At 42.4% G+C, this 13,572-nt stretch carries 11 protein-coding genes and 3 tRNA genes; 5 read left to right on the top strand and 9 right to left on the bottom strand.

Going from position 1 to position 13,572, the window contains the following annotated elements; translation table 11 throughout:
- Positions 1-46 precede the first annotated feature (46 nt).
- Complete coding sequence (locus DLM75_RS05725) at positions 47-709, top strand: hypothetical protein (protein ID WP_425529192.1); 663 nt, start codon at positions 47-49, stop codon at positions 707-709.
- A 39-nt stretch (positions 710-748) separates the two neighbouring features.
- On the opposite strand, the gene DLM75_RS05720 is transcribed toward DLM75_RS05725, so the two are convergent.
- The 7 genes from DLM75_RS05720 to sppA form a co-directional block, all read right to left on the bottom strand.
- Positions 749-824, bottom strand: a tRNA-His gene (locus DLM75_RS05720).
- Positions 825-842: 18 nt separating this feature from the next.
- A tRNA-Arg gene (locus tag DLM75_RS05715) sits at positions 843-919 on the bottom strand.
- 17 nt (positions 920-936) lie between these two features.
- Positions 937-1,008, bottom strand: a tRNA-Pro gene (locus DLM75_RS05710).
- Positions 1,009-1,043: 35 nt separating this feature from the next.
- Entirely contained in the window at positions 1,044-1,751 is a 708-nt protein-coding gene (locus DLM75_RS05705; protein ID WP_118967503.1) for a tetratricopeptide repeat protein, read from the bottom strand.
- Entirely contained in the window at positions 1,744-2,493 is a 750-nt protein-coding gene (surE, locus tag DLM75_RS05700; RefSeq protein WP_118967502.1) for a 5'/3'-nucleotidase SurE, read from the bottom strand. Before surE ends, DLM75_RS05705 begins: the two co-directional genes overlap by 8 nt.
- On the bottom strand, positions 2,490-3,089 hold the full coding sequence (locus tag DLM75_RS05695; protein WP_118967501.1) for a hypothetical protein: 600 nt from the start codon (positions 3,087-3,089) through the stop codon (positions 2,490-2,492). The genes surE and DLM75_RS05695 overlap by 4 nt, the downstream gene beginning before the upstream one ends.
- A gap of 7 nt (positions 3,090-3,096) precedes the next feature.
- Positions 3,097-4,050 carry a signal peptide peptidase SppA gene (sppA, locus tag DLM75_RS05690; RefSeq protein ID WP_118967500.1) on the bottom strand — a complete coding sequence of 318 codons (954 nt, stop codon included), beginning with the start codon at positions 4,048-4,050 and terminating at the stop codon, positions 3,097-3,099.
- Positions 4,051-4,359: 309 nt separating this feature from the next.
- Here sppA and DLM75_RS05685 point away from each other — a divergent pair, with 309 nt between their 5' ends.
- Positions 4,360-7,473 carry an efflux RND transporter permease subunit gene (locus DLM75_RS05685; RefSeq protein WP_118967499.1) on the top strand — a complete coding sequence of 1,038 codons (3,114 nt, stop codon included), beginning with the start codon at positions 4,360-4,362 and terminating at the stop codon, positions 7,471-7,473.
- 4 nt (positions 7,474-7,477) lie between these two features.
- Positions 7,478-8,182, top strand: coding sequence for a TetR/AcrR family transcriptional regulator (locus tag DLM75_RS05680; protein ID WP_158586448.1), 705 nt, complete (start codon positions 7,478-7,480; stop codon positions 8,180-8,182).
- On the opposite strand, the gene DLM75_RS05675 is transcribed toward DLM75_RS05680, so the two are convergent.
- Positions 8,176-9,903, bottom strand: a complete 1,728-nt coding sequence (locus DLM75_RS05675; protein WP_118967497.1) for a hypothetical protein — start codon at positions 9,901-9,903, stop codon at positions 8,176-8,178. The genes DLM75_RS05680 and DLM75_RS05675 overlap by 7 nt on opposite strands.
- A gap of 235 nt (positions 9,904-10,138) precedes the next feature.
- Here DLM75_RS05675 and DLM75_RS05670 point away from each other — a divergent pair, with 235 nt between their 5' ends.
- Positions 10,139-11,005: an MBL fold metallo-hydrolase gene (locus tag DLM75_RS05670; protein ID WP_118967496.1), complete on the top strand. Its 867-nt coding sequence runs from the start codon at positions 10,139-10,141 to the stop codon at positions 11,003-11,005.
- Between the two features lie 2 nt (positions 11,006-11,007).
- Here DLM75_RS05670 and DLM75_RS05665 read toward each other — a convergent pair whose 3' ends face one another.
- Positions 11,008-11,424 (bottom strand): hemerythrin HHE cation-binding domain protein, encoded by a 417-nt coding sequence (locus DLM75_RS05665; protein ID WP_118967495.1) that lies wholly within the window; start codon positions 11,422-11,424, stop codon positions 11,008-11,010.
- Between the two features lie 371 nt (positions 11,425-11,795).
- On the opposite strand from DLM75_RS05665, the gene DLM75_RS05660 reads away from it, so the two are divergent.
- On the top strand, positions 11,796-13,463 hold the full coding sequence (locus DLM75_RS05660) for a GGDEF domain-containing phosphodiesterase (RefSeq protein ID WP_118967494.1): 1,668 nt from the start codon (positions 11,796-11,798) through the stop codon (positions 13,461-13,463).
- Positions 13,464-13,572: the final 109 nt, after the last annotated feature.

Below are 13,572 nucleotides of genomic sequence, written 5' to 3'. Positions count from 1 at the left end.
TTTTCTATCCCTAGGATAATTGTACTCTTACTTCCGCGAATCCTGATTGATATATCAAGGGAGTTCCCGCAACTTTGACTCTGTGGTTAATAAAAAGAGCATTTTAATTGCCCTAACGCTCATCCTTCCCGCCTCGATTATAATAGGAAATATCCTTCTTTTTAATTCAACGAAAGACAAAATCAAAGTTTTTGAGACTAAACCACCATTCTTAGCATTTGACTTCACAAATTCCTACCTGAAGGAAAGAGATTCCAGAATTGGGAATCTCTTAGATGGAAATCCAACTACTACTTGGACCAAGGTTCGCGATTCCACTCGAAAGGAAGATTTTCAGTTGGAATTAAGACAAACTCATCACTTAAGTCAAGGTAAACCGAGAATTTCAGATTGGAAGTATCTTCAAATCAAGGCCTGTCCGGAAACCCAGGAAAATCTAAAAATAGATTTGGTGCTTAGAGAATCCATTGATATGGATAAAGAATTGAGAATGCCGAAAGATGAAATCAGAGGGGAACTATTCTTAGAATTTTCAAAAACAAAGCATTTAAAAATTCCTTTAAAGCCTTACTATAAAGCTGAGGAAAGTGAGGAGTTCCCGCAAAAAATGTTCATTTGGACAATCTTCGGAACCTGGAAGCAAGATCATAAGAATCAGCGAAAAAAGGAAAGGCTCTGCCTGGAGGATATCTGGCTCAGTGAAGACTGATTCACGGTGAAAAACGAGGGAGTTCCCGCAAAAAAAGACTGGGGAGAACGACGGGGATCGAACCCGCGACAGCCAGTACCACAAACTGGAGCTCTACCAACTGAGCTACGTTCTCCATCTCTTGTTTGTCCTTTGGTGACCCGAGAGGGATTCGAACCCCCGACCCACTGCTTAGAAGGCAGTTGCTCTATCCAACTGAGCTACCGAGTCTTGGGAGGATTGGAAAATCGGGATGATAGGATTTGAACCTACGACCCTCTGCTCCCAAGGCAGATGCGCTACCCCTGCGCTACATCCCGTTTCCGACTCCATGTTTTTAAAAACACCCGCAGTGTCAAGAAGACTCTTCAACTTTTTCGATATGCCTCAGAATCTCCGGATGTGTCGGAGCTTTCCGAAGAGCCTTCTGCAAAGCCTTGATCGCCTCTTCCTTTTTACCCGCTTTTGAGAGGAGAATTCCGAAAGAATCCAAATACGCCGGATTTTCCGGTTCTTCCTTGAGGACCGACTTCAGACAATCGGCCGCTAATTTCCATTCTTCCGGACTTGCTTCTCGATTGTTCAAGAGAAGATAACCAAGAGAATTTAAAGAATTCTTATACTCCGGACGAAGTCTCAGAATTCTCTTATGAGTTTCGATCGCCTCGGCGATTTTCCCGGATTTTTCGAGGGCGAAGGCTTTCATGGAAAGAATTCGAATATCATCGACTTGAAGTTTGAGTCTCTCGTCACATTTATCGAGAGCCTTTTTGAATTCTTTGTTTTGAATCAAAGAATAGATCATCATAAGAATGGAATTTTCTCTTTCTCCGAATCTCGGAAATTTTTCTAAGAGATCTTCTAAAATCGAAATGCACTTTTTAAAGTTATCCGTTCTCGCACAACAAATTGCAAAATTGTAATATAGCTCAGGATCATCGTTCCCTGAAGAAATCTCCCGATCGATCAGAGTCAGGGCGAAAAGAAAATTCTCTTTGTTGATCTCTTGAAGAATTCTTTTCTTCGCGGAAGAGGATTTCTTTTTGTTTTCCTTCTCAGACATTCTTCCCTACGGATTCGGAGAGTTCTTTTAAAAGAGAAGAATCCGTTTGATCCAAAGACAAAGGAGTGAGAGAAATCAAACCGGAGAAGAATGCGGAGAAGTCGGTTCCTTCCTCTTCGGAGTGCCCCAACTCGGAACCTCCTAAATAGAAGTCGGCGATTCCACCGATAATGTTTTTTTTGGAATAAGTGTCTTCATAGGTTCTTCTTCCTAACTTTGTAATTCGAAGATTTTCCATCGAAGAAACAAAGTCCGGAGGAATATTGATATTGTAAACCGTTCCCGTTTTCAAAACGGCAGAATAGCTATTTATGAATTCTAAAACAAATTCAGCTTCTTGAATATAATCGTAATCACGATTTATATTTCCCGAACTGACAGCAAGGGAAAGACGATTGTGAATCGCTCCGTGTCTCGCGGCGCCGACCGTCCCGGAATAATGAACGTCGTGACCCATGTTTACCCCGCGGTTAATTCCGGATAAAACCAAGTCGATTTTCGGGAAAATTTCACCGTGCAAACCGATGTTCACACAATCGGCCGGATAACCGTCTACGATATAATGATTATCGTTGATCTTCTCGACTCTCATCGAATCGTAAATCGACAACGCCATCGAAGTGGCGGATCTTTCACGAAGGGGTGCGATTAAGAATGTATTGTGTTCTTTTTGAAGAACCTTTTCGAGAGCCTTAATTCCCGACGAAGCGATTCCGTCGTCATTCGTAATCAATATATTCATAATATCAAATGTAGAATGGTTCCGGAAATATAGAAATAAAAGACAAAAGGAAAAATTCCGGAAATCAAAATCGAAGTCAGGGAAAAACGAAATGCATCGGAAGTTTTCAGATCATAGATAAACTGAATTCCTCTGGAAACGATTACTACGTAGTAGGCGATCAAAAAAAGAAGAATCAAGAAGTACCCGATTCCTCCGGTCAAACCCGTTTCACGAAGAAGAATCGCCAAGGGAGTAAAGAATACAAAGACCGACATCGCAAAACGACAGAGATTATGAGAGAAGCGCACGTTTCCGGTTCTTTCTTTCTTTTGCGCGTGATAGTCGATCACAGCTCCGAGAATCAGCGGAAGCGTGGAGATCATGGAAAGATTTGCCAGAAAAGCAAACGCGATCAACCCCATCGATCCGCTCGTATAAGGCGGTGATAAATACGTCGCTCCTACGGAAATGCTCAGTGCGCTAGGAATCAGAATCATCCAAGAAAAAAGATTCAGCGTTTTTTCCGGAATATTGGAAAGTGCGACTTCAAGACGAATCGGTTCGTAAAGAACCGCTTCGAGAACTTCGATGATTGTATTGAGTAGATCTTTCAAAGGATTCTTACCTAAGCGCTTGCGGAAGAATGATGAGAACCGGAGAATTCTTAAATTCTTTAAAGAAAATTCTTTCACTCGAAAAGGAATTCATCTTCGCACCTAACATCATAAAAAGTCTATCAAACGGAGACTCTTCTTCTTCATAAAGAGGAATCTCACCGTCGTATTGACAGAGCCTAGATAATTCTTCCAATGCTTCCTTTCTTCCGCCGATTTCGTCCACGAGTTTGTTTCGAAACGCATCCTGTCCGGAATAGATTCTTCCTTCCGCCAAAGTCTGAACGGATTTTACGGTCTGGTTTCTTCCTTTCGCGACGTCTTGTATGAATTCGTTGTAAGTATCAGAGAGCATCTTCTGAATCATCTCATCTTCTTCGGGAGTCGAATCTCGGAAGAGCGACAATGAATCTTTGTATTTCCCCTCTTTATAAACTCTCATCTTCACTCCGTAACGATCGAGAAGACCTTTGACGTTAGGCGCCATCGCTATGACTCCGATCGATCCGGTGATCGTTCCGGAGAGAGCGAAGATTTTATCGGCGGAGGCCGCGATATAATATCCGCCCGATGCCGCCATGTCTTTCATGGAAACTACGATCTTTCGAGTTTTTCGAAGACGCATGAGCTCGTTGTAAATTTCTTGGGAAGCTCCTACGGTTCCTCCGGGAGAGTTGATTTCGATTAAGATTCCCTTAATATTCGGATTTTGTTCTATATCTCGGAGCTTCTGAAGAATACTTTCCGCGCCGGTAGATTCGAACGTCGAATGTCCGGAATGAATCTCCCCATCGATTTTGATCAGCGCCGCTCCAATCGGGGCAGTACTAAAAAAAGTTCCACCGGAAGTTTTGGAGTATTTCGAAGTGGTCGTTGAGAGGGAAATGTTTACGAGTCCGACGAGGACGGACAAAATTGTAAGAACAAATGTGATCGCTAAAGCAAGACGGTTTCTTTCCACACTTGAGATCAGATTCTTCCCTTTCTAGAGTGTCAATGAAATAAGAATCGATGATCTTCTGTAGAGAATCGGAAATTGTGGGGAGTTCCCGCAAATTCCCGCTTCGAAGAAGGGGAATTTTGGTCCTTCCGGGGTAAAAGGGCCCTTCTTCGTTTTTTTAATCACGATTATGTGACATAATTTTACTGCTTCAAGTGCAGTCCTCGATGCAAGTCAAAACTCTTCCGAAGTTTTTTTGTGGAGTTCCCGCAATATCAAGCTTGACTACAAAACGAACATTTCAGAGAACTGACCAGTCAGTCAGAATATATGAAATCAATTATCGAATCTTTCATCAAAAATCGTCTCTTTATGTATCTCGGAATGGTCTTCATTCTTCTTTCGGGTCTTATATCCCTTTTAGGGCTTCGCCGAGATGCATTCCCAAACGTAGACTTGAAACAGATGGTCATTTCTACCAAGTTCCCGGGCGCTTCTCCGGCAGACGTCGAGCTCCGAGTTACCTATCCAATCGAACAGCGCCTCAAAGAAATCGACGGAATCGATGAGATCCGCTCTTTTTCCAGAAACTCCGTCTCTGATATCGACGTCCGAGTCAGTCTGGAAGAAAAAGACCCGGAGAAAGTTCTCAACGAGATCCGACGCGCAGTGGACAATGCCATGTCGGAGTTCCCACCGCAAGTAACGGAAAAACCGAAGATGACCGAAAGGAAATCCGGTTCTTTTCCAATCATTGAGTTTTCGATTTCCGGAGGAAAAGACGAAATCGAACTCCATACGACTGCGGAATTTATCGAACTCGAACTGGAAAAGATCCCGGGGGTTGCGAGAGTAGACGTTTTCGGAAAGAGGGATCGAGAATGGCAAATATTAGTAAATGCAAATAAACTAAAACAATATTCATTAGATTTATCTGATATTGTTGGGACAATTCGGAACAGAAATATCAACCTTCCTGCCGGATCCGTGGACTCCGAAAATTCATTCGACCTAAGAATCGATGGAGAATTCAAGGAACCTTCCGAAATCGGGAAAATTCCCACTCGAACAAATGAAATCTTTTCCACCGTAAAATTAGGGGATCTCGCAAGGGTCGAAGATACGTTCGAATATCCACGATTCTTGGCGATCGCAAACGGAAGACAAGGACTCGTTCTTTCAGTGATCAAAAAGGAAAGGGCCGATGCGATCGAAGTAGCGGAAACGGTTCACAAAAGATTAAATACCCTCTCCACTTCCTATCCTTCCGGCATGAAGACATTCGTATTAAACGACGAGGCTAAAAGAACGAAAAACCGTCTCAACGTAGTTTCATCCAATGCTTTGATAGGGTTTATCATCGTCTTCGGGATTCTTTTTCTGTTCTTAGATTTCAGAACTGCAACTCTTACTTCCCTGTCTCTTCCACTTTCGATGCTTATGACGTTTGCAGTTCTCCCGTTTTTTGACGTTTCGTTTAACATGATCTCGATGATGGGATTGATCATCTCTCTTGGAATGCTCGTGGACAACTCGATCGTCATCTCCGAAAATATTTACACATATCTAGATCAAAAGAATGATTCCCATACGGCGTCTCTCCGCGGAACCGTGGAGATGATCGTTCCTATCTTCGGATCCTATCTCACGACCGTGACCGCGTTTCTTCCAATGCTTTTTATGACTGGAATCATGGGAAAATTCATCTGGGAAATTCCTCTCGTTGTGATCGTTGCTCTGACTGCAAGCCTCATCGAATCCTTCTTATTCTTACCAGCAAGAATCGCCGCGTTTGCAAAGACGCCGGAACAACTGAAAATCAAAAGTAAGTTCAGGCAAAAAATGGATTCTTATTTCGAGTCTCTGGAAACTTCTTTCTCCAGACTCGTTTCGTTTAACATCAAACACAAAAAAGCTTCCTTCGCTTTTATCATTCTTCTCGTATTCGGCTCCTGTGGAGCGATGTCTCAGATGGATTTCATTCTTTTCCCGAAAGAAGACATCGAGATCATCATGATCAAAGCTGAGTTTTCTCCGACTTCCAGAATCTTTCAGACTCGTGAAAAGATGAAGTATATGGAAGCGATCGTCCAAAAGATCCCAAAAGAAGAATTGGTAAGTTACTCGACAAAGATCGGGGTTCAGCAGACGGACCCGGACGATCCTCTTTCTCGATTCGGCGAGAACTTAGCGGTGATTCTTATTTATCTCACTCCGGAAGTAAAACGAGAACGGAAGGCGTCCGAAATTCTTCGTTCCATCGAACCCGAACTTCGTAAGACTCCGGGCATCAGCGATCTTTTCCTGGAAGAATTCGGAAACGCACCTCCGATTGGAGCTCCGATTACGATCTCCATTCAAGGAAGAGATTACGAAACTCTAAAGAAGATTTCCAACGAACTTCAGACATTCTTAAAATCCATTCCTGGAGTGTTTTCGGTTCGAGATGATTATCGCTTCGGCCGTAAACAGATGTACATTCAATTGGACGAGGGACTCGAAAGTTTCACCGGGGTTTCGACTCTTTCCGCGGCCAACGCGTTACGCGCCGCTTACGACGGAGAACGCGCCGGTTCGATCAGAAAAGGAAGAACCAAAATTTATCTTAGAGTCGTCTATGACCGCGACTTCCGTAAGAATCCGAACGAAATCAAATCGATTCCGCTTCGTAACAAGGCGGGTAACATAACGCACCTCGCGAAAATTTCCCGTATGGATCTGATCGAATCTCCGGAGCTTCTTGCGCACAAGGACTTCGAACGTGCGATCACCGTAAACGGAGACGTTAAGTTAGACGAAATCACGGCCCACGACGCGAATCAAAAGGTCGCAGACGAATTCAAACCCTTGATCGAAAGACAATATCCCGGTATTTCCATCTCTTTCGGCGGAGAAGAAAAGGATACGCAGAGATCGATGGCTTCTCTTGGAAAAGCAGGAATCATCGCGATCTTCGGAATTTTCGGAATTCTTGCTTTGACGATTCGAAGTTTTTGGAAACCGATTCTGATCTTAAGCACGATTCCTTTGGGAATCATTGGGATCGTAATCGGATTTCCTCTTTCCGGAAAATCGATCAGCTTCTTAGCGATGATCGGGATTATAGGATTGGCGGGCGTTCTCGTAAACGCTTCCATCGTACTCGTAGATTGTATCGATTCGATCAAAAAGGGATCCAAAGCGAGTATGGATGAAATTCTGATCGAAGCGAGTCAAAGAAGATTCAGGCCGATTCTTCTCACAACGCTCACGACTGTCGCGGGTCTTCTGCCCACCGCATACAGCCTTGGCGGTTCCGATCCGGTTTTGATTCCTATGACCTTGGCCTTGGGTTGGGGATTGGGATTTGGAACGTTCGGAAGTCTTCTCTATGTTCCTGTGACACTTTCTGTCTTTCACGAACTCGGTTCCAAGTTCTCAAACAAAAACGGAAAGAAGAAGTAAGAACTTGAAACTTCTCCCCCAAGAAGAATCGAAAATCCGCCCGAGAAAAAAAACGTTTCTCGGGTTTTCTTCTTCTATCTCTTCCAAAAAAGAATCTAAAAAATCTTTCGAAACAAAGGAGAAACTTTTAGAAGCGACTCTTTTTGTTTTCGGGAGCAAGGGGTTTCACGAAGCAAGAGTGGAAGACATAACTGCTCAAGCCGGATTTGCAAAAGGAACTTTTTACGAACACTTCGACAGCAAAGACGATCTTATCTATATTCTTATCGATTACGCCGCGAGAAAGGATCTAGAGATCACTCAGTCTCTTTTTCAACGCTGTAAGAGTTCGATCGCGATTCGAGATCAGTATTTAAAACCGATTCTTCTCGATATACAATCCAAAAAAGAACTCAACCGAGTCTGTTATCAATTCCTCACGAACGAAATTCTTACGAAGGAAAAACTTCAGAAAAAAACCGATTACTACAACCGACTCTATCAAAGATATCATAGAAGAAGTATCAAACTCGCGCAAAAGCTGAATCTTCTGAATCCGAATTTCGATACGGAAGAAATCTACGTCATGTTTCGATACCTGATCGACGGCTTTACCATCAATCAGGCGTATTCTTTTTTTTGTTCCAAAAGCGGCGATGTGGAGATCAACTCGATTCTAAAACTCTTCGATCAATCGCTGTTAGTAACGAATTCGAATTCCGATCAATAATCCTGTCTGTAAATCGCACCGCCTGAAACGTTCTCCGGAGAAGTTGTTCCTGTCCAAAAGTTGGCCTGGAACTGAAGATAGACGGTTCTTGAGTCGCGATTATCCGGAGTTCCGAAGAAATAATTTTTTGCCGAATTGCTGTGCATCTGTTGATAGAAAAGTTGAACCTTAAAGAGATGATAGTCGCCTAACAAGTTTATACCGGCCCAATAGATATAATAGGCTTCACCTGGTTCAAAGGTATGGTTTTGATTCCAGTCGCCTTTCATAAACTCCACTTTGACGACAGGCATGATGTATTTGGAATCCCAGAGGTGAAAATTGTAGCCGATCATTCCATGATAACCCATAACTTGATTGGCGGCAGAACCGGAAAATTTACTCCAAGCTCCGTTTAGATAAAGCCCCTTCCAAGTAAAAGTCATGTCATAGGTATGACCGACGATTCCAAGATTTGGTCTTCCGGGAGTTGTGATCGAAGGATCGGCGAGATAATCGGAACGAAGTCCAGTCGGATCGATTCCATTCGTAGGAGTCGTTTGTTGAAGAATCAGTTTGGTTGGAGTTTGATCCTTGTATAAGAATTCTATGGGCACGGGTTGAGATGTTTTCACCTGAGTGGTTTGAGCTACGGCGGCACCGAAGGAAAGTTTCGCGTCGTCTTGAAAGATTTCGTCTCCTTCCACCCAACCGATATCTTTTTCTTTTTTGATCAACCCGCCAAAGACGTTGTATTGAACTCTTCCGTAAAAAATCGGAGCGAGGAGTTGTGGAAGATTTTGGCGAGCGGCCGTATTGTCTTGTCTTCTACCGTAACCGTAGTCACCGCCACCGCCGTGACCGTTACCGATAAAACCGTGAAGAGAAAGATATCTCGTATATTTTTTATCAATGGCTTCCAGAGGATGAATCGCGAACATCGCGCCTAAATCAAACTGAGGAAGAACGTTCGTCACGATGGATCGTTCCAGAGAAATGAAGTTCGCCGAACTTTGTATATATTCTCTGTTAAACGGAACGTTAATTTGGCCCAAGGTCAAACGGGAACTCAGGATCGGAATATTGATCCAGACAACGGCTTCGTGAATGATCCCGCGCGAATCGTTCAAAGTAACATCTTGGACGTCTCCAGTGGTTTTGTCCTTAGTCACTTTTAGGAATTGGCTATTAAGCGCGTTTTCCAGACGAAGCTGAGTCGCAAAACCCCACCATTTCGCACCTTGGTAAAAGAAACCGAGACGTAATCTACGAAAGTTCGCGTCTACGGTGTTGAAATCTTCATTGCCCGAGAAAGCCGATTGTCTGTCCCCGCTGACTCCCCGAAACTGAGTTCTAGCGGCAATGACCAACTTTTCTTCGTTCAAATTTTCGGGTCTGTGTTTGAAATGATTCGGAAGCTGCATTTCTTTGCGATCCGGAAAGTTATTCTTATCCACGGTATCAATTTTGGTCCGATTCGGTCCCGGCTTGGTATAAATCAAACCGGTCTCATTGTCTTCGTAAAATTCCCTTTTCGGTTTTTCTTGGGATTTGGAAGAATCCGTTCCGGTCGTCACGGTCGCGGCTTGCGGTTTGACAGGAGCTTGTGTGGTCTCCGGGGCCGGTAAATTCTTCTCTTGAGCCATTAAGGATGTCTGGCTCAGGACCAAAGCTCCAAAAATCTGAAAACCGATTTGTAATAATCTAAGCCTTAATTTACGATTCTTTTCTTTTCTTTTCATCCTAAGATACCGGAATGTAATCCATCCGTTCTCCGTTCGTATTCTTTGTAACTGATGCCCACTTTATATTTCATTTACATTACAATCTGATTAGGGAAATGTTTCATTTTGATTACGAAAACCGAAGTCGACCGAAATCGTATTTGAATCGTAAAAATCCGGGAGGAGTGGATTTCTTACATGCTAGGACCAAAGTAAGAAGTCTTCCTCGGTCTAGAAGCAGTGTCTAAAGAACATGGCAAACCGGACGAAGAAGAGAAAGGAGAATCAAGAAGGAAACTTCTACGTGGATTCTTCCTGTATCGATTGCGAAACCTGTAGAATCCTTGCGCCTGCAACTTTTTCCGAAAAAAACGGGGCTTCGTTTGTTTGGAAACAACCTGAGAACGATTCCGAAACGATTTCAGCCCTCCGTGCGCTGATCGCCTGCCCTACTACGTCCATCGGAACCGAGGACAGAATGGACCTCGGGGAAGCAAAAGAAAGCTTTCCGAGCAAGATTGAAGGAAATGTCTATTACTGCGGTTATCATTCCAAAGATTCGTACGGAGCTTTTTCCTATTTGATTCTGAGAGAAAACGGAAATGTCCTGATCGATTCTCCGCGATTCGTGCCTTCGCTCGCAGAGAAGATAAAAAAACTCGGAGGGATTCGATATCATTTCTTAACCCACCAAGACGACGTCGCCGATCACGAAAAGTTCAGGGAAGAATTCAATTGCGAAAGAATCATCCATGAGGGGGATCTACGTGCGGTTCCCTCTGCGGAAATCATACTTCGGGGAAACGAAATCTTCGAACTCGGGGAAGATATAAGAATCATTCCCACACCGGGCCATACCAAGGGCCACGCCGTATTATTGTATCGGGAAGAATTTCTTTTTACGGGAGATCATCTCGCTTACGATCCGGAGAAGAATCGGCTGATCGCATTTCGAAACGTCTGCTGGTATTCCTGGCCAGAACAAAAAAAATCGATGGAAAGATTGAGGAACGTTACCTTCGAACGAATTCTACCCGGGCACGGATATCCTTTGCAAAAGAATCCGAAGGAAATGCAAATGCTTTTGTCGAATTGTATCGAATGGATGGGAAAAAGATAGAATCAATTTGATTCCTTTTCCAAAACGGAATCGATTTCGGCTTCCTTTTTTATTACGAGTTCTTGAATCGAGAGGATAAGCCATCTCGTTTCCTTACGAAACTCCGATTCTCTTTGAAGAATCGCAGAAGGGAGGGACCATCTACTATTGTATTCTTTGATTGCGATCTTTAGGTTTGTCGCCTTCCTAAGAGATTCTTCATGGAAAGAACGTTCCGCATTCGAAAGCAAATCTTTTACACTGGGGAAAACAAGATTCTCCTCCATGTTTCTATGAAGATTCAATCTGGCTGACAAACCGGCGAGTTCGTGGGAGAGGATTTCGATACATTCTGAAATTTCAGACTCCAATCGGCTTTCGATTTCATTCAACCGATTGAGTATTTCAATGTGCTGATTTTTATAGAATTCGATGTCCAATCTTTGCACCATCCTTGTTTCAAAGAAAGATTCGAATCAAAGCCTAACGTTCATCGAAGATGTTCGAGAACGACTCCGAGTCGAAGTCTTGGTAAGAATTTTTCAATTTGAACGTGAAAGAATCAACCTCAGATCTCAAAGGTGAGAAAGCGGGATTTTCAACGGATTGAAGATAGAATCTTAAAAAGCTTTCTTAGGAAAGATATTTTTTATTTATAAGAAAATAATTTCACTCGAAGATTTTAAAATGAAATCGATTTTCCATTTGATTCTGGAAATTGCCTCTTTTTAGAATTGTAAACTTATAACAGCGAATATTTTGATTTATAGTACGTATTTCATTATAGTATTTTAACGATAAAATGCTAAGCATGGACATACAAATGGAGAATCTATCTCCGTCTTTACAAAAGTCTTTGTTGTATTTTTCCGATCAATCAATCGAAGCCATTGTAGTTTTGGATCGACAATGGAAAGTGATCTACTCCAATTCTAAGTTTCAAAAATTTCTGACCTCTCCTCATTTTAGAATTTTCTTCGAAAAATTAATTCCAGTTCTTAGGAGCAAAAAAACTTGGGAAAAGGATTTCGGAATGACTTCTATTTTACAGGAGAACGACATCGATGATCCGTTCTTCTTGAACGAAGCGAATTTAGAACTCCAGTGGACGATTCATGACTTGGATCATTCTTACATGATTCGTTTTCGTCCGGCAAACTCGGGTGCACCGAAAAAGGAATTCGAAAGGAGTTACTTTGACAAAATCACGAATCTTCCTAACAAAAAATTCTTCCTAAAACATTTCCAAGAACTCGTTTCTCAGAACTTTTCGGATGTCGACGAACACTTCCTATTCTTCTTATCTTTTTCAAACCCGGACTCGGTTGTTTCCAAAGAGGAAAATTCTTACTTTGAGACCATTTCGAGGAAAGTCGCGGAAAGACTCAAAAAGTATCTCCACCCGAATGATTTGATTTTTAAGTTCGAAGGAGATTGTTTTCTGATTTCCTCGGTGCAAATCGATTCCGAGTCGAAATCCGAGTGGTTCTGTGATTGTTTGATTCTTCTTTTCAATTTTCCCTTTTCGTATGAAGAAAGGGAATTCCATCTCAACGTAAATATTGGTTACTCACGTTTTGAAACGTCCGCGGGCGCTGATTTGAACGCGATTCGTATCCTAAAAGAATCCTTACATCGTTCTTTTTTGATCGGCCCGAATTCTCACTATTATTTTGATCAGAACGCGATTTCGGCAACATCCGAAAAAGCGAAAATCGAAATCGACCTTCGAAAGGTCTTAAACCGAAAGGAATTGGAAATTCATTTTCAACCGATCGTAGATATGCGGGAAAATAGAATTTTTTCGATGGAGACTCTCGTTCGTTGGAATCATCCAAAAAAAGGAAAACTCCTTCCCGGAAGTTTTATCGCAATCGCTGAGAATTCGAGTTTTATAAAGACGATCGGAGAATGGATGATTTGGGAAACCTTTCGCTACTATGAAAATTCGATTTTAGAATCCAAAAATATTTCTCTGTCGCTTAACATTTCACCGAAACAGTTAGGTGATAAGAATATAGTTCTTCTTCTGAAAGAGGCGAGCGCATTTTATAAGATTCAGCCGGAGCGTATCATTCTTGAAATTATAGAAAATTCATTCGATTCTTCCGACGCTCAAATCGGGAAAGTGGTGAATTCGTTGAGGGATTTCGGTTTTAAATTCGCGCTCGATGATTTCGGTAAGGGATATTCTTCTTTGGGAAGATTGATTCATCTTCCGATAGATTACATCAAACTCGATAAGATTTTTCTTTTTAATTTTTTTCAAACCTCCACAAGGACGATCATTACTTCTTTGGTAAATCTGATTCAAGCGATGGGAAAGGCGATCATCGTGGAAGGTGTAGAAAACGAAATGCAACACAATCTTTTGCAGGAACTCAATTGCGATTTCGGTCAGGGTTATTTTTATTCTTATCCGTTGGAGATCCTACAAGCGGAAGAACTGGTTCTGAACGAAAAGATCTTTTCCGTTTGAATTGTTAAAGTATTCGATGAGAAGGGGTCTTCTGTTTTGAAACGGGATTTTGCGGGAACTCCACACATTTACGCTCCAAGCGGAGGAATCTTCCTTAGACGAAGACGTC

This window comes from Leptospira stimsonii, from assembly GCF_003545885.1.
GTDB lineage: Bacteria > Spirochaetota > Leptospiria > Leptospirales > Leptospiraceae > Leptospira > Leptospira stimsonii.
This window is presented reverse-complemented; position numbering and strand designations above follow the sequence as displayed.